The sequence below is a fragment of the Psychrobacter sp. UBA3068 genome (assembly GCF_002366815.1).
Lineage (GTDB): Bacteria > Pseudomonadota > Gammaproteobacteria > Pseudomonadales > Moraxellaceae > Psychrobacter > Psychrobacter namhaensis.
In genome coordinates this window covers 93,527-112,379 of record NZ_DFBY01000022.1, presented here as the reverse complement: position 1 = coordinate 112,379, position 18,853 = coordinate 93,527, and the positions used below count along the sequence as shown (strand labels likewise).

The following is an 18,853-nucleotide window of genomic DNA, read 5'->3' as shown; positions in this document are numbered from 1 at the left end:
AAGTCCAAACTTCTTTGCTGTTGCGACTCCGGTATGTCCTTGCCGATAGTATGCGATGTCTTGCATCTTAAAGTCCAGATCGTAACGCATAAAAATAGCCCATAAGTTGTGTTCAACTTATGGGGGTCAGTTCAATTAAGAGGCATTTTTTATTCACGCATACTTTAGAATGTAAAAGCAATATTATGGTTTAGGAATGCGTAATACTTGACCTGGATAAATCTTATCGGGATCAGACAGCATGGGCTGATTGGCTTCAAATATTTTCATATAATCACCAGATTCACCATAAACGTCTTTGGCAATCTTAGACAAACTGTCGCCCGATTTTACAGTGTACATCGTTGATTCAGGCGCATCTTCTTCAATATCGATGTTATCAATGACTTTTGCGACATTTTGTACATTACCAATAGCGATAATGGCTTTTTCGCGATCAGCCTGAGTCTTAGCATTGCCACTGATTTCTGCGGTATCGGTAGAACCGTTATATTTAATTTTTAAGTTACTAATATTGAGGTTTTGCTGCTGGATACGGCGCAGTAAAAGATTGGCAACTGACTGGGCAGAAGGCTCGCTGCTTTGTACTGGTGTATTGGCATCTGCTTTGGTTTCTGATTTAGCATCATGCTTATCGTCATCCCGATTAAAAATTTTGTCTCCAATGTCTTTGGCAAAACTGAACATACCCATAGAGTGACTCCTTAAAATATCATTATTTTATTATTCATCATTATTTTTTAGTGGCAAACACATATACGGTTTACCACTTATTGCGGCTTACCATTATGAGTATAAACAACAGGCATGGCGGTAGATAGTAAGAGTATGTTGTGTAATGTTGACTTGGCGTAGCTTATGTTAACGTTCGGGCTAATCCCATGAATAAACCCTATTCTGACAAACAATGAGCATAAAAAAACCGCCTATCTACTAAGATAAGCGGTCATATAATGACATAAAATCGGATAAGCCAATCGCTAATTATAGCTGCGCTTGTACGTAGTCAATTGCTTTTTGAACAGTCGTTAATTCTGCTGAATCTTCATCAGGAATAGTAATGCCAAAATCGCTTTCGAATGACATAACCAATTCTACTAGGTCTAGTGAATCTGCACCTAAGTCTTCCATGAATGAAGCATCGTTGTTGATATCTTCAACGTTCATACCCAATTGCTCAGCTACTGCCGCTTTAACTCTTAGCTCGATATCGTTACTCATGTAGATTTCTCCTTTTTGATCTATTATTTTGACAAACTTCCATGGCCCTATTAACAGAGCCTATGGCATTGTTTATAAAATGGTATTTTCAGACTAGCGTCGCTGTCTAAGTGCTTTATAACGGGTTATACGTTTTGACCAATGTCTGGTAAAGCCTTGCTATCATACAGGGCTTTGACATAAAAGTATTCGTCATTATAGCACCCTTTAATATAGTTTACACTCGTTCACAGAGTTTTTTATTATAACTGTGTAACGCAGGCTCGCGCGTTACATATACATGCCACCGTTGACAGGAATGACAGCGCCTGTGATATAGCTTGCCTCATCGCTGGCTAAGAAATGGACGGCGGCTGCAATGTCTTCTGGCTGGCCAAGACGACTGATTGGCACGGCATCTAACATGGAGTTTAGTAGGCGCTCATCCAGCTCATCCGTCATATCGGTCTCGATCAAACCTGGGGCGACGCAGTTGATGGTCACTTGGCGTGAGCCAATTTCACGCGCTAGGGTACGACTAAAACCTTCCACTCCTGCTTTGGTCGCGGCATAGTTAGATTGACCTGCATTGCCCATTTGAGCGACAACAGAGGTGATATTGATGATACGACCGCGACGCGCTTTCATCATACCGCGGACCGCGCGTTTACTCATACGATAAACTGACGTCAAATTAGTATCAATGACATTTTCCCAGTCTTCATCCTTCATGCGCATCAATAATCCGTCTTGCGTGATACCAGCGTTATTAATGAGCACTTGTACCGCTCCATAAACGCTTTCAATCTCTTCAAACAGCTTATCAATTTGTGCCGTATCACGGACATCTAAGACGCGACCAATGCCCCCACTATCATGGAGATAGTCTTCGATGAGTGCAGCGCCTTTTTCAGTGGTCGCAGTCCCAATAACAAAATGTCCTTCTTTGGCAAAGCGTTTGGCGACAGCTTTTCCAATACCACGGCTAGCGCCAGTCACTAATGTAATCGTACGACTCATGATAATACCTCCATTAACTTATCGAGACGGGCAGGTTTATCCGTAGGATAACTGGTAATTGGTTGCGCTTGACGCTTAGCCAAATTACTCAATACATTACCACTGCCACATTCAATTAAAACATTAATTTGTTTGTCAGCCAGCTCTTGCATTGTCTTTGACCATAAGACAGGTTGGCTTAACTGCTCTGTTAATGCTTGTTTGATACCGACAGCACTACTCTCAACGCGCGCATGACGATTTTGAATAACAGGAATCGTCGCTTGATCAAATTTGATTGCGGCCAATATCTCAGCGAGCGCACTACTTGCGGGCTCCATAAGCGCACAATGTGACGGCACACTTACCTTTAGAGAGATCGCTTTTTTGCCCGTATTTTGCACTTTATCAATCACCGCACTAACGCCAGCAGCATTGCCCGATATGACCACTTGGCCTGGGCTATTAAAGTTGGCGGCATCAACCACCGCATCGGCCACATGTTCAGTCGCTTGCTCACACAGATTTTCGACCCGATTGTCCTCAAGCCCCAATACTGCTGCCATCGCTGTATCGACACCAACGACAGCCTCTTGCATCAACTGACCACGCTTATGTACCAAGGTTACCGCATCACCAAGCGATAATACGCCCGCTGCACAAAGCGCACTGTACTCACCTAGAGAATGACCAGCCAAGTAGCAAGGGGGTGTGTCTATTTTTTGTTTTAAAATACGCCAAATTGCTATGCTAGCCGTCAGTAGTGCAGGCTGAGTGTACTGGGTTTGATTGAGCTTTTCTTCATCCTGACAGATTGCCCATAAATCCTCACCAAGTGCGTCACTCGCCTCGGTGAAAGTATCACGAATCTCTGGATAAGTTTCAGCAAGCTCACTAGTCATCCCGACCACTTGTGATCCTTGTCCCGGAAAAATTACCGCAATACGCGTGGGCTGCTTTTTTACCATATCGGGTGCAGAGGCCATAACCAACATTCCTTATTTAATTGGAAATATCCCTAAAAATAATGGGGGTAATGATGTTATTAGGTACTATATACCGTTATTAGACACGATATCAGCCGATCCTTTCATTATTTGTCTAAGAAAACAAACCATCGGTAAACTATACACTGACGCACACTATTATCATAGCGGATGACAACCAAACACACCAAGCAAAGAACCCTACTCGGAACAAAGTGATCAATTGTATTAGTTCATCTTCATATCTACCAAAAGCTACAGATAAAAGGATGTGAAAACACGGTTGATAAAAAACATATAGCAAAAAGCCAAGTTATCCAGCCACATAATATATGATAGCGAAATAACTTGGCTTTTTTTAGCTTAAAACATATTGTCTAATAACGGCTGCACACAAGTAATGACAATCACCAGTACTATCATTACTTATGTATTAGCTATTGAATAGTCAATGACTTAAGCGTCTTGACTGACCTTGAATAACTGACGGCCACGGTAGAAACCATCTTTAGTCATGTGATGACGACGATGTTTTTCACCAGTGGTCGCATCTACGCTTAGCTCAGCCACTTCCATACGATGGTGTGAACGGCGCATGTCACGACGAGAACGGCTTTTACGACTTTTTTGAACAGCCATGATATAGCTCCTATACTTAAAAGGGATAAGCTTAAAATTCAGCTTTAGTCGATACTGACAGAGGCTATATAATCACCACAACCTAAGTCTTAAGCATCATTAGTTAAATAGATTGTCACCTACATATAATACTGACTGCGTCTAAAATCCACAGAAATTTTGCCCAGTCAGCGTCTATCAGCAAGTAACTTGTTGCTAGAATGCAATAAACCGGACATTATACGCATGTTTAATGGATTAATAAAGCCCTGCCTTTCACTCTTCTGTACAAAGCAGATAAAAGGCATTATAAATCTAAAGAGCAGAGCATTTATACGGTTAGAGCTTGCCTTTTAAGGAGGCTAAAGCCGCAAATGGGTTTTCACTTTCCTCTTCTTCTGGTATCTCACCAAATTGCTCTACCGTCATTTCGCAGTCATCATGCTTTGGCGCCATTGGGGTCTTGAGCAAGATTTCATCTTCAACCAGCTTTTTAAAGGGTAGTAAACGCTCTGGTGATTGCTCCGTGATGATTTCATCAAGTAGCAAATAGTCTTGCTCTTCATTCACTAAGCGCACTTGGCTCTCGTTTTCTAGCAAGGCAATGTCATAATCATCAGACAAATCAATAGCCACTGGTTGTAGACAACGTTGACAAGTTAGCCAGACGTTACCCGTCAGTGTAAAAGCCAGATGTAAGACATTATTGCGGCGATATAGGTTAGCATCGAGCTGCGTTTTTGTCTGTTCATGGTCGGTGGACAAAACAGTAGCGAGACGTTGAAAAGAGCTCGGCTCTACTTCTCCTGCCCACTCATAACCCGTGTCTGCCCATTTATCTAAAGAGATGTGCTCAGGCATGCTATTCGTTACAGGCGCTTTTTTATTGTCAGGGTTCAATGCTGACGGTTTACTTTCTGGAGTGCTTGACATGCGCGACCTCATTCGTCAAAACGGTGTATAATATTGCCTGCCATACTAACGGAAAGCACCGTGCTGTGCTAGCGCTAGTATGTTAATATTTTTTGGTATTCTTTTTCCTCAGCCGATCTCTTCTTACTTTTTATCCTCTATTTGGTCAGTGTGTTATCTATGGATCCAGTTAAAAATAAAGTTGATTTTTCTAATCTACTCCCTTTTGTCAAAACCAAAGAACTACTGCAACGTCTTACCAATCTGACCAGTAATAACAACCTACTTTCTCCTGAGTCAGGAAGCATTCGAAGAAATAAGTACTTAAATGAGTGTTTCAAGAAGTGGCAAGATGAATGGTACAGTCTACTTCCTAGCAAAGCATCTGATAGCACTATACAAACATCTGATGACAGGGAACGCGCAGCGACAAACTGGCTTATCCAATTATTCAATACCCTATTTGCCGCGCAAAAAGTCGTCTTGGTCCGTAGTGAAAGCGAACCAGAGTACTTCCCTGCACAAAATAATGAGCCTGCCAGAATAGCGTTTGCCCATGGATTTTTTGCTAGTGCGCTGCACGAGGCGAGTCATTGGTGCATAGCAGGGGACGCTCGTAGACGCTTGCCTGACTTTGGCTATTGGTACGCACCAGATGGACGATCAGTCGCTCAGCAGCAAGCGTTTGAGCGTGTAGAGATCAAACCACAGGCGCTTGAGTGTCTATTCACTCTAGCTTGCGGACGCTCTTTTCAAGTCTCACAAGACAATTTATTTGCAACATTTGATACCAGCAGTAGTACCTTCGAAAATGACGTTTATCGACAGGTTGAGGAATACATCGCAAAGCCTCATACCCTACCCCGTGATGCTAAAGTCTTATTACATGCCCTTCTGACGGTCTGTGCTACTGGCGACGCTAACGACGGTACATGGGCTTAGCCTTGCTACTCTCTATGATCTTTCGTTAACGATTTTCTACGGATAGTAACGTCTTGCCACTAAACTTATATTTGCTGTGCGCTATACTGGGTCTAATGAATAACGCAGTATAAAGCGGTGCGTGATCTCTCAGACTCATATAGTATCACCCACCCTACTTATACAATGTCTGCGCAGTAAACAAAACAAGTATTTGAACAACTCTGTATAGATTTGATTCGTAGTGTCAATAAAAACAATCTCTCCTAATGACAAAAACCCAATAATTATAAATAAGGATCTATTATGCAAGTACTCTATATTCATCCGGACAATCCACAGCCGCGTCTTATTGAACAAGCCGCTGATCTATTACGCAAGGACCAATTAATCATCTATCCCACTGATACCAGTTACGCGTTTGGTTGCCGCCTAGGGGCAAAAGAGGCACTAGAGAAGCTTAAGCAAATTCGTGAACTGGATGACAAGCATCAATTTACTTTATTGTGTCGTGACTTAAGTGAAATTGCTAATTATGCCACCGTAGACAATGTACAGTTTAAACAACTAAAAGCCCATACCCCCGCACCTATTACATTCATTCTAAATGCTACAAAAGATGTGCCAAAAAAACTGGCACACGCCAAGAAAAAAACCATAGGTATTCGCGTACCGAGTAACCCTATTGCTCAGGCACTCTTAGAGGCAATGGATGAACCAATCTTGACCAGCTCCCTCATACTACCTAATAGAGACGATATCCTCGATGATCCATTTGAGATTGAAGAGCTGTTGGGCAATCAGATAGATGGTCTCATTAACGCGGGTATCAAGACCACTAAGCTCACCACCATTGTCGATATGACTAGCGGCCAACCTGAGATTATCAGACAAGGTGCTGCTGACGTTGCTTCCTTGCTACTATAGTTAACGAAGAATAATGACAAATGTGACGCACAAAAAAAAGCTCCAATTTATTGGAGCTTTTTTTATATACTTATAGGTCAGTATAAAATTAGTCGCGATCAACCAATTCTACATAAGCCATTGGCGCATTGTCACCATCACGGTAACCGCATTTTACGATACGCAAATATCCACCTGGACGTGTTTGGTAACGAGGACCCAACGTGCCAAATAATTTGCCTACCATAGCTTTGCTACGCATACGGCTGAATGCTAAACGACGGTTAGCAACGCTGTCTTCTTTAGCCATAGTGATTAATGGCTCGGCAACGCGGCGTAACTCTTTTGCTTTTGGTAAAGTTGTTTTGATCAGTTCATGCTCAAATAATGAGTTGGTCATGTTCTGAAACATTGCCTTACGATGACTGCCGGTACGACCCAGCTTGACTCCACTCTTACGATGGCGCATAGTCAAAAATCCTTAAAGTTTAACGGCTACGATAAGAAAAGCGATCATCAACACGTAAATCAGCTGGTGGCCAGTTATCTAGGCGCATACCGAGCTCTAAATCTTTAGACGCTAATACGTCCTTGATTTCTGTCAATGATTTCTTACCAAGATTTGGGGTTTTTAGAAGTTCAGTCTCTGAACGCTGTACCAAATCACCGATATAGTAAATGTTTTCAGCTTTCAAGCAGTTGGCTGAGCGAACCGTTAGTTCAAGATCGTCCACAGGGCGTAATAGCACCGGATCAACCTCTTCTTTCTCTTTCACAGGCTCAGGCGCTTCTTCAGCTTCTAGGTCAACAAAGATAGAAATCTGTTGTTGTAAAATAGTGGCTGCTTTACGAATTGCTTCTTCTGGATCTATAGTGCCATTAGTTTCAAGCTCAATGATAAGACGATCAAGATCAGTACGCTGCTCTACACGAGCGTTCTCAACCTGATAAGCAACACGAAGCACAGGACTAAAACTTGCATCAAGCTTTAAACGTCCAATTGCTTTAGTATCACCATCTTCACGGCGCTGGTTTGCTGGCTCATATCCACGACCCATCACTACACGCAAACGCATCTTAAGATGACCACGATCGCTCAATGTACCCAAGACCAATTCTGGATTGATGATGTCAACATTGTGCGGCAACGCGATGTCTGCAGCAGTAATAGTGCCTGGACCTTGTTTATCCAAGGTCAAAAATACTTCATTTTGGTCATGAAGCGTAATTGCTAAGCCTTTTAAGTTCAAAAGCAAATCAAGTACGTCTTCTTGCAGGCCTTCAAGCGTTGAGTATTCATGGTCAACACCATCAATCTCAGCTTCAATGACTGCAGCACCAGGTAATGAAGATAACAAGATGCGACGCAGAGCATTACCTAGGGTATGCCCAAAGCCGCGTTCTAACGGTTCGAGCGTGACTTTCGCAATCGTTTCGTTAACCGTATCCACATTAATGGCATTCGGCGTTAGAAACTCAGTTGCATTTAGCATCATGATGTCACCTCGATTTATTAAACTGGTTTAATTAACGTTAATTGCTCAATGCCATTTTCATAACATTGAGCATTACGTCATTACTTAGAGTATAGCTCAACGATCAAGCTTTCGTTGATTTCAGCAGGTAGATCAATACGATCAGGCGCATGTTTAAATGTGCCTTGTAGTTTGCTGTGGTCAACATCAAGCCATTCTGGAATACCACGTTGTGTCGCTAATTCGATAGCGTTTTTAATACGTAGTTGTTCGCGAGATTTCTCTTGGATAGCGATGACATCACCATCTTGAAGCTGAATTGAAGGAATATTCACACGAACAAACTCATCACGGCCAGCTTTTTTTACCATAACAGTACGATGACTGACTAGCTGACGTGCTTCTGCGCGAGTTGAGCCAAAGCCCATGCGATATACAACGTTATCTAGACGACTCTCAAGCATAGCTAACAAGTTTTCACCAGTAGCACCGCGCTTACGAGCAGCTTCTTTATAGTAATTAGCAAACTGACGCTCTAATACACCATAAATACGCTTAACTTTCTGCTTTTCGCGCAGCTGTAAAGCATATTCAGAGGTCTTGTTACGGCTAACGCCATGTTGACCTGGTGGACGACCAGCTTTTTTTGTTTTTACGTCATATGGTTTTACGCCAGACTTAAGGCCTAAGTCTGTACCTTCACGACGTGATAATTTGAGTTTTGGTCCAATATAGCGGGCCATTGTTATGTCTCCTATAAGCTTTTGGGATAAAAAGCTTCGTCTTTAATATTAGACGCGGCGCTTTTTCGGCGCACGGCAACCATTGTGTGGGATTGGGGTAACATCAGAGATGCTATTAACTTTATAACCCAATGCACCTAGTGCTCTTACCGCAGACTCACGACCCGGTCCTGGTCCTTTGACCAAAACGTCGATATTCTTAACACCGTATTCTTGAGCCGCTTTACCAGCGACTTCAGCTGCAACCTGAGCTGCAAATGGTGTAGATTTACGTGAACCACGGAAGCCTTGTCCACCTGAAGTGGCCCAAGCCAGTGCATTACCTTGACGATCGGTAATCGTAACAATGGTGTTATTAAAAGACGCATGGATATGGGCAACGCCCTCCGATACTGAACGACGAGTCACTTTTTTGCGACTACGAGTGTCTTTAGCCATCTTTTAGCTTCCTAAGTTAATTATCTTTTGAGAGGGCGTGTCGGACCCTTGCGAGTACGAGCGTTGTTCTTGGTGTTCTGACCTCTAACCGGTAGGTTACGACGATGGCGGATGCCACGGTAACAACCAAGATCAACTAAACGCTTGATATTCATTGAAACTTCACGACGAAGGTCACCCTCAGTCATGTAATTTGCAACTTGTGCACGGATAGCATCTAACTGTGTATCATCTAACTGACTAACTTTAGTAGTAGGGGCAATGCCAACTGCTTCTAAGATTTTCTGAGCAGTGGTACGACCTACACCAAAGATGTAAGTTAGTGAAATAACAGCATGCTTATTATCCGGAATGTTTACGCCGGCAATACGAGCCATTGATTTCTCTCCATTAAAGAAAAATAAGCGTTATTTATCAATAAGGCATTATTCTTCAGATTTGTTGCTGTTAATACTAGAGTTTTTATGATTACTGTCGCTTTTTGACTCAATTACAAGCCTATCGACTGACAGTATTATAAAACATTCTGCATAAACACGGCAAGTGGCGGATGATATCCCATCCGCCGTTATTTTTCAAGTATTAATTTATTTAGTAACAAAAGTTAAAAAACTTATGGTACCAAATATTAACCTTGACGTTGCTTGTGGCGCGGTTCTGCTGTACAGATAATATGTACACGGCCTTTACGGCGCACAACTTTACAGCTACCGCAAATCTTCTTAACTGATGCTTGAACTTTCATAGCATGCTCCTTGAAATATCGTACCGCTCATTTAAGGTTGAGTGGGCGATTGAATTAACGTCTGATCATGATATTGATGGGTCATCAAATGCGCTTGTATCTGCGAGATGAAATCCATTACCACAACCACCATAATCAGTAAAGACGTACCACCAAGTTGGAACGGTACACCAAACGATGACTGGACGACCATTGGCATTAAACAAATAACCGTCATATACATCGCGCCAATAAAGGTCAGTCGGTTTAATACATGATCGAGGTAACGCTGAGTTTGTTGTCCTGGGCGAATACCGGGGATATACGCACCACTACGTTTAAGGTTTTCAGCTACTTCACGTGGACTAAATACCAATGCCGTATAGAAGTAACAGAAGAAAATAATCATTGCACCGAACAGTACTAGATACAGCGGTTGTCCAGGAGACAACACGAGTGCCATATTTTGCAATATTTTCTGTGTGAAGCTAGGATCGGTAGATTGACCCACCCACTGCCCCAAACTTGCGGGAAACAACAATAAAGAGCTGGCAAAAATAGCTGGGATAACCCCTGCCATGTTCAGCTTCAACGGCAAATGTGACTGCTGCTGAGCATAAATTTTGCGTCCCTGTTGTTGTTTTTGTGCATAGTTTACAGGAACACGGCGCTGAGCACGTTCAATATAAACGATACCTGCGGTAACCGCGATGCCTAGTAGCACAAAAATAAATAGTACAATCAAGTTCATCTGCCCTTGATTGACCTGTTCAATAGACTGCGAAATCATACCTGGCGTACCGGCCACAATGCTTGCAAAAATAAGCATTGAGATACCATTACCCACACCACGTTCTGTAATCTGCTCACCAAGCCACATTAAGAACATTGCGCCTGCTACTAAAGAAGTAACCGCTGGTATGTAAAAGGTAAGACCAGTAGATAAGGTAAGATTTTGGCTGATTAAACCCGCACACATTCCTAATGACTGTACCAGTGCTAAAGCAAGTGTCCCTTGACGGGTGTACTTATTTAGCTTACGTCGTCCCGCTTCACCTTCTTTTTTGAGGGCTTCAAGCGATGGCAATACCGCAGACATCATCTGTACAATAATGGACGCTGAGATATAAGGCATAATGCCAAGCGCCATGATAGACATACGCTCTAGTGCACCCCCTGAGAACATATTAAACATGCTCAGGATGGTATTTTCGTTGCGCGAAAACAGATCAGCCAGATTAACTGGGTTAATACCTGGTACAGGAATGTGTGACCCTAAACGATAAACAATCAATGCGCCGATTAAGAATAATAAACGCTTCCATAGTTCATCATACTTACGTATGAACGCAAATGGATTAAGCGGTATACCAGCCGATGACATTGATTGTTTTGACACGTTACTACTCCTCGATGCTACCACCAGCAGCTTCGATTGCTTGCTTGGCGCCTTTAGTCACTTTGATACCTTTAAAAGTATAAGCTTTAGTGACTTCGCCTGACAACATAACACGGGCACGCTTCATATCATGACGGATTAGGTTAGCCGCTTTCAGTGTTTCAACGCTAACCACATCGCCTTCAATTTTATTCAGTTCAGACAGACGCACTTCAGCAGTCTTCATTGCCATTTTACTGGTAAAACCAAATTTCGGTAGACGGCGATATAAAGGCATTTGGCCACCTTCAAATCCTGAGCGAATGCTAGAACCTGAACGAGATTTCTGACCTTTTACACCACGACCACCAGTCTTACCAAGACCTGAACCGATACCACGACCACGACGTTGGGCAGTTTTCTTTGCGCCAACACCTGGTGATAATTCATTTAATCTAAGTCCCATTACGCTTCCTCCACTTTTACCATGTAGTTGACGCGATTGACCATACCACGTGTTGAAGGAGTGTCTTCTACTACAACAGTATGATTAATACGGCGTAAACCCAATCCTTTCAAGCTCGCTTTGTGGCTCTTTAGGCGATGGGCACCCGATTTAAATTGAGTGACTTTCATTTTTTTCATCGTAACTCACCTAGTCTAAGTTAACCCAAGATTTCGTCTACAGATTTACCACGTTTAGCTGCCATCTTCTCTGGAGTTGACATATCACGTAAACCGTTAAACGTTGCACGAACAACGTTAGCAGTATTGGTAGAACCATAACATTTAGTCAAAACATCTTTGACACCAGCAACTTCTAATACAGCACGCATTGCGCCACCAGCGATTACGCCAGTACCTTCAGATGCAGGTTGCATGTAGACTTTACTAGCACCATGACGTGCTTTGATTGGATGATACAAAGTTGCATCATTAAGATCAACAGTGATCATATTACGTTTGGCAGCTTCTAGTGCTTTTTGAATAGCAGCTGGCACTTCACGTGCTTTACCACGACCAAAACCAACACGACCATTGCCATCGCCCACTACGGTCAACGCAGTGAATGAGAAAATACGACCACCTTTAACAACTTTTGCAACGCGATCAACGGTAACTAGGCGTTCTACTAGACCGTCAGTCTGTTCGTTCTTATCATTTTTATCATTTCTAGCCATGATTAAAACTCCAATCCATTTTCGCGAGCAGCTTCTGCTAAAGCTTTTACTCGACCATGATATTTAAAACCACTACGGTCAAAGGCAACTTTAGTAATACCAGCTGCTTTTGCACGTTCTGCGATCAATTGACCCACAGACGTTGCGGCATCAGTATTGCCTGTCGCGCCTGAACGCAAACTGCCGTCCAAGGTAGATGCCTGAGCAATCACTTCACCACCGTTCGGAGAGATAATCTGGGCATAAATATGTTTCGGCGTGCGATTAACCGTTAAGCGATGAGCGCCTAAGACACGGATATGCGCGCGGGTTTTCTTAGCTCGACGCAGACGAGCTGCTTTTTTATCAAACATTTCAACTCACCTTATTTTTTCTTAGCTTCTTTGCGAATCACATGTTCGTCACTATAACGAATACCTTTGCCTTTATAAGGCTCAGGTGGGCGGAAACCACGGATATTAGCCGCTGCTTGACCAAGCTGCTGTTTATTGTTTGATTTCAAAACAATTTCAGTTTGCGTTGGGGTTTCAGCTGACACACCTTCAGGCAACGTATACTCTACTGGATGAGAGTAACCGACGTTTAAAGTTACTTTATTACCAGTAACTTGTGCGCGATAACCAACACCAATCAGTTGAAGACGTCTTTCAAAGCCTTCATTCACGCCCGTAACATAGTTGTTAAGCAGAGCGCGCATGGTGCCAGTGTGCATCATAGCTTCTTTTGAATCGACTGTAGGTGAGAAAATGATAGCATCATCTTCCTGTTTCAGCTCGACCAATTCATGCAGGCGTAAAGACAAATTGCCGTTCTTGCCTTTAACTTCGACCTGCCGATCGTTCAAAGTAACGCTTACGCCATTTGGCAGCGTCACTGGGGCTTTAGCCACACGAGACATAGGAATATTCCTTAAAAAATTAACTTCTTTATATTAGCGAAAAAACTAACAGGCTAAAAAGCCTGCTAGTTTAGCATAGTTGTTCCCATTAAACATCTTTCAATTTTATTAACATCGAATGTTTAGGTTTCTTCAAGCTTATTATAAATTTTTATAAATTTAACAAAGCTTAAAGGGGTCCAAATAGACTTTATCGTTTTATTGCCTAAAGCAAAGAATGCTAATTAGGCAACAAATGCAACGATTTCACCACCGATACCAGCAGCGCGTGCAGCACGATCGCTCATGATACCTTGGCTAGTCGATACGATAGCAACACCCATACCTTGCTTAACAGTAGGGATAGCGTCTTTACCGCGGAACTGGCGTAGACCAGGACGGCTATAACGTTGGATAGTTTCGATGACAGCGCGGCCTTCGAAATACTTCAATTCAATAGTAAGGGTTGCTTTGTTGTTTTCTTCTTCAGTAACAACGGCGCTCGCCACATAACCTTCGCTAACTAGTAAATCAGCAATTGATTTACGTAATTTAGAGCTCGGCATTGCTACCGATACTTTGTTAGCCATTTGTGCGTTACGAATACGGGTTAGCATATCCCCAACGGTATCTTGCATACTCATATAGTTACTCCTTACCAGCTTGCTTTACGAACACCAGGCACATCGCCTTGCATGACACGCTCACGCAGCATATTGCGTGATAAGCCAAACTTGCGGAAGTAACCGTGAGGACGACCGGTGATAGCACAACGATTACGTAGACGTACTGGTGATGAATTACGTGGTAAAGCTTGTAGCTCTAACATCGCTTCCATACGAGCTTCGTCACTTGCAGTCATATCACTGATAGTTTCTTTTAGCTTGATACGCTTTTCAGCATATTTAGCAACCATTTTTTCGCGCTTTAATTCGCGGTTAATCATGCTCTTCTTTGCCATAACGTCTTTACCTTATTTAAATGGGAAGCCGAATGCTTTAAGCAACGCACGACCTTCTTCATCAGTACCAGCTGACGTGGTGATTGTCACATCCATACCGCGGATACGATCAATCTTGTCAAAATCTACTTCTGGGAATACGATTTGTTCTTTGATACCCAAAGAGTAGTTACCACGTCCGTCAAAGGCTTTAGGTGAAAAACCGCGGAAATCACGAATACGAGGAATTGCAATGGCAATGAGACGATCCAAAAATTCGTACATTTGCTCACCGCGTAGCGTTACTTTACAGCCAATTGGCCATTCTTCACGAATCTTAAAGCCAGCAACTGATTTACGCGCTTTGGTGACAACAGGTTTTTGACCAGCAATCGCAGTCATATCAGCCACAGCACCTTCAAGCAATTTCTTGTCTTGAGACGCGCCGCCTACACCCATGTTAAGTGTGATTTTAGTGATCTTAGGCACTTGCATCACATTTGCCAAACCAAGCTCTTCTTTGATTTGCTGCTTTAGTTCATCGTTATATAAAGATTTTAATCTTGCCATTACCATTACACCCTTAGTGTCTTACGCAGTCGCCACTACTTCACCGTTCGAACGATAGACGCGTTGTTTGTTGCCGTCTTCGCCGAACTGATAAGTAATACGATCAGCTTTTTGGGTTTGCGCATTTAGAATTGCGACATTTGAGATATGCAGAAAAGCTTCTTGCTTAAGAATGCCACCTTCAACGCCAGTTGCCTGATTTGGCTTCTGATGTTTAGTAACAATATTAATGCCTTCAACTTTAATACGATCATTTTTTACAGCTTGTACAGTACCTTGCTTGCCTTTGTCTTTCCCAGCAATCACGATAACTGTATCGCCTTTACGTAATTTTGACATGGATTACCTCACAATACTTCTGGTGCTAGTGATACAATTTTCATAAACTGATCACCACGTAGTTCACGAGTTACCGGTCCAAAAATACGAGTTGCAATCGGCGCTTTGTTTTGGTTCAACAATACCGCAGCATTGTCATCAAAACGCAACACAGAACCATCAGGACGACGAACGCCTTTTTTGGTACGTACAACTACAGCATTCATCACGTCGCCTTTTTTAACACGACCACGCGGAATGGCTTCTTTAACCGTTACTTTAATAATGTCGCCAACTGATGCATAACGACGATGAGAACCACCCAGTACTTTAATGCACTGAACTCGCCTTGCACCGCTATTGTCTGCAACTTCCAGCATTGACTCAACCTGAATCATAGCGTTACTCCACACGTATGAGCAATAAAAACCAGTTGCTGCCGCTAGCACAGTATGAGTAGTCGGCATTTTAATATTAATAACCGCTGCTTACTCTTAATGTGAGTGATATACGCTCGGCGCAATCAGCATCCTTAAAAAGGCGGCTATTTTAACAGCTTCTGGCTTTTAATGCAATTTACTTAGATTTTTTCTACTTTTTCAACCACATCAACCAAAGTCCAAGACTTGGTTTTAGAGATTGGACGCGTTTCTTTGATGCGGACAAGGTCGCCTTGTTGGCAAACGTTATTCTCATCATGTGCTTTGATTTTTGTAGAACGACGAAGCTGTTTGCCATACAAAGGATGACGAACCAGACGCTCAATCAAAACTGTGATGGACTTGTCCATCTTGTCGCTGACAACTCGTCCTGTCAATACGCTAGCATTGGTAGCTGTTTGATTGTTATCGCTCATGAGTCGCCTCGTTGTTTCTCGTTAATCAAAGTCTGAATCTGAGCAATCGTGCGACGATTGCCTCTGACTTCATGGGTATTACCCAACTGACCAGTTGCTTTAGCCATACGAATACGGAAAGCATCAAGTTGCTTTTCATCAAGTAACTGGGTCAGTTCTTCTAATGATTTATCACGTAATTCACTGATCTTCATTACATTATCGTCCGCTTAACAATGGTAGTTTTAAAGGGCAGTTTTGCTGCAGCAAGCGTTAAGGCTTCGCGAGCAAGCTCTTCTGAGACCCCTTCGATTTCATATAGCACTTTACCAGGTTTGATTTCGCATACCCAATACTCGACTGGACCTTTACCTTTACCCATACGTACTTCTAATGGTTTGTTGGTAATTGGTTTGTCTGGGAATACACGAATCCAAATCTTACCGCCACGCTTAATTTTACGAGTGATGGTACGACGTGCTGCTTCAATTTGACGGGCAGTCATACGACCACGAGTCAACGATTTTAGACCAATTTGTCCGAATGCAACGGTGCTTCCACGATGAGCAAGACCTGTGTTACGACCTTTGTGCATTTTACGAAACTTGGTACGTTTTGGCTGTAACATAGTTTAACCTCTGTCTGAGTTTCGACGGTTTCCGTTTCCACGACCACGGCGTTTTGGCGCACGAGGCTTCTCTTCGTTGACGGGATTATAAACACTGTTCATACCGTCAAGGATTTCGCCACGGAAAATCCAAACTTTTACACCGATAGTGCCGTAAGTTGTTTCTGCACGTACTGACGAATAGTCAATATCAGCGCGGAGTGTATGCAATGGCACACGACCTTCACGATACCATTCAGTACGAGCAATCTCAGCACCGCCAAGACGGCCAGACAACTCAACTTTAATACCTTTAGCACCAGAACGCATGCTGTTCTGTACCGCGCGCTTCATGGCACGACGGAACATAACGCGACGCTCAAGCTGGCTTCCGATACCGTCTGCTACCAAACGTGCATCAAGATCAGGTGAAGTGATTTCTTCAATGTTGACCTGAGCAGGTACGCCCATAATTTTGGTCAACTCTTTTTGAAGTCTTTCGATATCTTCGCCTTTTTTACCGATAACGATACCAGGACGCGCAGTGGCGATGGTAATCTTAGCAGCACCAGTAGGACGCTCGATCATGATATTGCTGATCATAGCATTATCTAGCTTTTTGCGTAGATACTCACGAACTTGGATGTCGTTGATGAGGTATTCTGAGTATTGTTTAGGGTTAGCATACCAATTTGCATTATGCTTTTTTACAACACCAAGACGAATTCCGATTGGATGTACTTTTTGACCCATAACTTATTCTCCTACCTTTATAGTGATGTGACAAGTACGCTTACTGATACGATCAGCGCGACCTTTAGCACGTGGTAGGATACGTTTTAGCGTAATGCCTTCATCAACGTAGATAGTAGCGACTTTTAGGTCATCAATATCTAAGCCGTGATTATGTTCGGCATTGGCGATGGCTGAGTTAAGGCATTTCTTAACAAATACAGCGCCTTTTTTATTACTATACGTTAGGATATCCAAAGCACGCTCGATAGATTTGCCACGAACTTCATCAGCAACGAGTCTAACTTTTTGTGCCGAAATGGCGGCACCGCGTAATTTTGCAGTTACTTCCATGGTAAGCACCTTATCTCTTAGCTTTTTTGTCAATGCCATGACCACGATACGTACGAGTCGGGGCAAATTCACCTAGTTTATGACCAACCATCTGCTCACTCACGATAACCGGTACATGTGTACGGCCGTTGTGAACAGATAAAGTTAGGCCAACCATTTGTGGCAGAATCATCGAGCGGCGCGACCAAGTCTTAATTGGCTTGCGTGAGTTGGTGTCTAATGCATTCTCAACTTTGGCAAACAAATGCGCGTCTATGAATGGACCTTTTTTCAATGAACGAGGCATGAAATTCTTCCTTTATTTCTTCTTGGCGCGACGGCGACGGATGATCATACTGTCAGTACGCTTGTTGTGACGCGTTTTAAGTCCTTTAGACTTCTGACCCCAAGGGCTGGTTGGATGGCGACCTTTGTTACGACCTTCACCACCACCATGCGGGTGATCAACCGGGTTCATTGCGACACCACGAACTGAAGGACGAACACCGCGCCAACGTGAAGCACCGGCTTTACCAAGTGATTTCAAGTTGTTTTCAGTGTTAGAGACTTCACCGATAACAGCACGGCAATTCACATGTACACGGCGAGTTTCGCCTGAACGCATACGTAAAATTGCGTAGATACCGTCACGACCTAGTAACTGAACGCTAGCACCCGCAGAACGAGCCATCTGTGCACCTTTACCGATTTTAAGCTCGATATTGTGAATCACAGTACCCAATGGGATGTTTTTCAGCGGTAGACAGTTACCTGGACGGATTGGAGAAGTTTCGCCTGACATTACTGTATCACCAACTGCTTGTTTTTTAGCAGCAATGATGTAACGACGTTCGCCATCAGCGTACTTAAGTAATGCAATATGTGCAGTACGGTTAGGATCGTATTCAATACGCTCAACCACAGCTGGGATATTGTCTTTAGTACGTTTGAAATCGATGATGCGATAATGTTGCTTATGACCACCGCCAATGTGACGAGTAGTTATGCGACCATTATTGTTACGACCACCTGACTTACTTTTTGATTCGAGAAGCGCTGCATAAGGACGACCTTTGTAAAGGTGTGGATGCACCACTTTTTCAACAAAACGACGGCCTGGTGATGTTGGCTTTGCTTTTACGATAGGCATGAGTGTAATC

Annotated in this window: 32 protein-coding genes; 2 read left to right on the top strand and 30 right to left on the bottom strand. The window is 43.0% G+C overall.

Annotated elements, in window-relative coordinates:
* Positions 1-183 precede the first annotated feature (183 nt).
* From lysM to B2P60_RS05695, 6 genes are all read right to left on the bottom strand, one after another.
* A complete protein-coding gene (gene lysM / locus B2P60_RS05720; protein ID WP_193006015.1) occupies positions 184-693 on the bottom strand; it encodes a peptidoglycan-binding protein LysM in 510 nt (169 codons plus the stop codon).
* A gap of 291 nt (positions 694-984) precedes the next feature.
* On the bottom strand, positions 985-1,221 hold the full coding sequence (gene acpP, locus B2P60_RS05715; protein ID WP_057758815.1) for an acyl carrier protein: 237 nt from the start codon (positions 1,219-1,221) through the stop codon (positions 985-987).
* 270 nt (positions 1,222-1,491) lie between these two features.
* Entirely contained in the window at positions 1,492-2,226 is a 735-nt protein-coding gene (fabG, locus tag B2P60_RS05710) for a 3-oxoacyl-ACP reductase FabG (RefSeq protein WP_230709260.1), read from the bottom strand.
* Positions 2,217-3,185, bottom strand: a complete 969-nt coding sequence (fabD, locus tag B2P60_RS05705; RefSeq protein WP_193006017.1) for an ACP S-malonyltransferase — start codon at positions 3,183-3,185, stop codon at positions 2,217-2,219. Before fabD ends, fabG begins: the two co-directional genes overlap by 10 nt.
* 456 nt (positions 3,186-3,641) lie before the next feature.
* Positions 3,642-3,824, bottom strand: coding sequence for a 50S ribosomal protein L32 (gene rpmF, locus B2P60_RS05700; RefSeq protein ID WP_010196743.1), 183 nt, complete (start codon positions 3,822-3,824; stop codon positions 3,642-3,644).
* 318 nt (positions 3,825-4,142) lie between these two features.
* Positions 4,143-4,736, bottom strand: coding sequence for a YceD family protein (locus B2P60_RS05695; RefSeq protein ID WP_230709224.1), 594 nt, complete (start codon positions 4,734-4,736; stop codon positions 4,143-4,145).
* 159 nt (positions 4,737-4,895) lie between these two features.
* On the opposite strand from B2P60_RS05695, the gene B2P60_RS05690 reads away from it, so the two are divergent.
* Complete coding sequence (locus B2P60_RS05690; protein ID WP_286739945.1) at positions 4,896-5,657, top strand: elongation factor P hydroxylase; 762 nt, start codon at positions 4,896-4,898, stop codon at positions 5,655-5,657.
* Positions 5,658-5,942: 285 nt separating this feature from the next.
* Positions 5,943-6,563, top strand: coding sequence for an L-threonylcarbamoyladenylate synthase (locus B2P60_RS05685; RefSeq protein WP_193006021.1), 621 nt, complete (start codon positions 5,943-5,945; stop codon positions 6,561-6,563).
* 88 nt (positions 6,564-6,651) lie between these two features.
* On the opposite strand, the gene rplQ is transcribed toward B2P60_RS05685, so the two are convergent.
* The 24 genes from rplQ to rplB all read right to left on the bottom strand — a co-directional run bounded on the left by rplQ (position 6,652) and on the right by rplB (position 18,843).
* Entirely contained in the window at positions 6,652-7,011 is a 360-nt protein-coding gene (gene rplQ / locus B2P60_RS05680; RefSeq protein ID WP_021813387.1) for a 50S ribosomal protein L17, read from the bottom strand.
* A 19-nt stretch (positions 7,012-7,030) separates the two neighbouring features.
* Positions 7,031-8,038 (bottom strand): DNA-directed RNA polymerase subunit alpha, encoded by a 1,008-nt coding sequence (locus tag B2P60_RS05675; protein ID WP_021813386.1) that lies wholly within the window; start codon positions 8,036-8,038, stop codon positions 7,031-7,033.
* An 80-nt stretch (positions 8,039-8,118) separates the two neighbouring features.
* Positions 8,119-8,760, bottom strand: a complete 642-nt coding sequence (gene rpsD, locus B2P60_RS05670; protein ID WP_057758723.1) for a 30S ribosomal protein S4 — start codon at positions 8,758-8,760, stop codon at positions 8,119-8,121.
* 48 nt (positions 8,761-8,808) lie between these two features.
* Positions 8,809-9,198 carry a 30S ribosomal protein S11 gene (gene rpsK / locus B2P60_RS05665; protein ID WP_058368279.1) on the bottom strand — a complete coding sequence of 130 codons (390 nt, stop codon included), beginning with the start codon at positions 9,196-9,198 and terminating at the stop codon, positions 8,809-8,811.
* 20 nt (positions 9,199-9,218) lie between these two features.
* Positions 9,219-9,575, bottom strand: coding sequence for a 30S ribosomal protein S13 (gene rpsM / locus B2P60_RS05660; protein ID WP_021813384.1), 357 nt, complete (start codon positions 9,573-9,575; stop codon positions 9,219-9,221).
* A gap of 251 nt (positions 9,576-9,826) precedes the next feature.
* Positions 9,827-9,943 carry a 50S ribosomal protein L36 gene (rpmJ, locus tag B2P60_RS05655; RefSeq protein ID WP_010196721.1) on the bottom strand — a complete coding sequence of 39 codons (117 nt, stop codon included), beginning with the start codon at positions 9,941-9,943 and terminating at the stop codon, positions 9,827-9,829.
* 31 nt (positions 9,944-9,974) lie between these two features.
* Complete coding sequence (secY, locus tag B2P60_RS05650) at positions 9,975-11,306, bottom strand: preprotein translocase subunit SecY (protein ID WP_193006079.1); 1,332 nt, start codon at positions 11,304-11,306, stop codon at positions 9,975-9,977.
* 19 nt (positions 11,307-11,325) lie between these two features.
* Positions 11,326-11,766, bottom strand: a complete 441-nt coding sequence (gene rplO / locus B2P60_RS05645; protein WP_193006026.1) for a 50S ribosomal protein L15 — start codon at positions 11,764-11,766, stop codon at positions 11,326-11,328.
* Positions 11,766-11,945: a 50S ribosomal protein L30 gene (gene rpmD, locus B2P60_RS05640; RefSeq protein WP_057758718.1), complete on the bottom strand. Its 180-nt coding sequence runs from the start codon at positions 11,943-11,945 to the stop codon at positions 11,766-11,768. The genes rplO and rpmD overlap by 1 nt, the downstream gene beginning before the upstream one ends.
* Positions 11,946-11,965: 20 nt before the next feature.
* Complete coding sequence (rpsE, locus tag B2P60_RS05635; protein ID WP_193006028.1) at positions 11,966-12,481, bottom strand: 30S ribosomal protein S5; 516 nt, start codon at positions 12,479-12,481, stop codon at positions 11,966-11,968.
* 2 nt (positions 12,482-12,483) lie between these two features.
* Positions 12,484-12,834 carry a 50S ribosomal protein L18 gene (gene rplR, locus B2P60_RS05630; RefSeq protein WP_087040761.1) on the bottom strand — a complete coding sequence of 117 codons (351 nt, stop codon included), beginning with the start codon at positions 12,832-12,834 and terminating at the stop codon, positions 12,484-12,486.
* Positions 12,835-12,845: 11 nt separating this feature from the next.
* Positions 12,846-13,379: a 50S ribosomal protein L6 gene (gene rplF / locus B2P60_RS05625; protein ID WP_198335026.1), complete on the bottom strand. Its 534-nt coding sequence runs from the start codon at positions 13,377-13,379 to the stop codon at positions 12,846-12,848.
* Between the two features lie 224 nt (positions 13,380-13,603).
* On the bottom strand, positions 13,604-14,002 hold the full coding sequence (gene rpsH, locus B2P60_RS05620; RefSeq protein WP_193006032.1) for a 30S ribosomal protein S8: 399 nt from the start codon (positions 14,000-14,002) through the stop codon (positions 13,604-13,606).
* Between the two features lie 11 nt (positions 14,003-14,013).
* Positions 14,014-14,319: a 30S ribosomal protein S14 gene (gene rpsN / locus B2P60_RS05615; RefSeq protein ID WP_193006033.1), complete on the bottom strand. Its 306-nt coding sequence runs from the start codon at positions 14,317-14,319 to the stop codon at positions 14,014-14,016.
* 12 nt (positions 14,320-14,331) lie between these two features.
* Positions 14,332-14,868: a 50S ribosomal protein L5 gene (gene rplE, locus B2P60_RS05610; RefSeq protein ID WP_021813377.1), complete on the bottom strand. Its 537-nt coding sequence runs from the start codon at positions 14,866-14,868 to the stop codon at positions 14,332-14,334.
* 21 nt (positions 14,869-14,889) lie between these two features.
* Positions 14,890-15,207, bottom strand: coding sequence for a 50S ribosomal protein L24 (rplX, locus tag B2P60_RS05605; RefSeq protein WP_010196703.1), 318 nt, complete (start codon positions 15,205-15,207; stop codon positions 14,890-14,892).
* Positions 15,208-15,215: 8 nt separating this feature from the next.
* A complete protein-coding gene (gene rplN / locus B2P60_RS05600) occupies positions 15,216-15,584 on the bottom strand; it encodes a 50S ribosomal protein L14 (RefSeq protein WP_010196702.1) in 369 nt (122 codons plus the stop codon).
* Between the two features lie 182 nt (positions 15,585-15,766).
* Entirely contained in the window at positions 15,767-16,042 is a 276-nt protein-coding gene (gene rpsQ, locus B2P60_RS05595) for a 30S ribosomal protein S17 (protein WP_021813375.1), read from the bottom strand.
* Complete coding sequence (gene rpmC / locus B2P60_RS05590) at positions 16,039-16,236, bottom strand: 50S ribosomal protein L29 (RefSeq protein ID WP_010196696.1); 198 nt, start codon at positions 16,234-16,236, stop codon at positions 16,039-16,041. The genes rpsQ and rpmC overlap by 4 nt, the downstream gene beginning before the upstream one ends.
* Positions 16,236-16,649 (bottom strand): 50S ribosomal protein L16, encoded by a 414-nt coding sequence (gene rplP, locus B2P60_RS05585; RefSeq protein WP_075102274.1) that lies wholly within the window; start codon positions 16,647-16,649, stop codon positions 16,236-16,238. The genes rpmC and rplP overlap by 1 nt, the downstream gene beginning before the upstream one ends.
* Before the next feature lie 3 nt (positions 16,650-16,652).
* Positions 16,653-17,381 carry a 30S ribosomal protein S3 gene (rpsC, locus tag B2P60_RS05580; RefSeq protein ID WP_193006036.1) on the bottom strand — a complete coding sequence of 243 codons (729 nt, stop codon included), beginning with the start codon at positions 17,379-17,381 and terminating at the stop codon, positions 16,653-16,655.
* Between the two features lie 3 nt (positions 17,382-17,384).
* Positions 17,385-17,714: a 50S ribosomal protein L22 gene (gene rplV / locus B2P60_RS05575; protein ID WP_021813373.1), complete on the bottom strand. Its 330-nt coding sequence runs from the start codon at positions 17,712-17,714 to the stop codon at positions 17,385-17,387.
* 10 nt (positions 17,715-17,724) lie between these two features.
* Complete coding sequence (gene rpsS, locus B2P60_RS05570; RefSeq protein WP_010196682.1) at positions 17,725-18,000, bottom strand: 30S ribosomal protein S19; 276 nt, start codon at positions 17,998-18,000, stop codon at positions 17,725-17,727.
* Between the two features lie 12 nt (positions 18,001-18,012).
* A complete protein-coding gene (gene rplB / locus B2P60_RS05565) occupies positions 18,013-18,843 on the bottom strand; it encodes a 50S ribosomal protein L2 (protein ID WP_193006038.1) in 831 nt (276 codons plus the stop codon).
* Positions 18,844-18,853 lie beyond the last annotated feature (10 nt).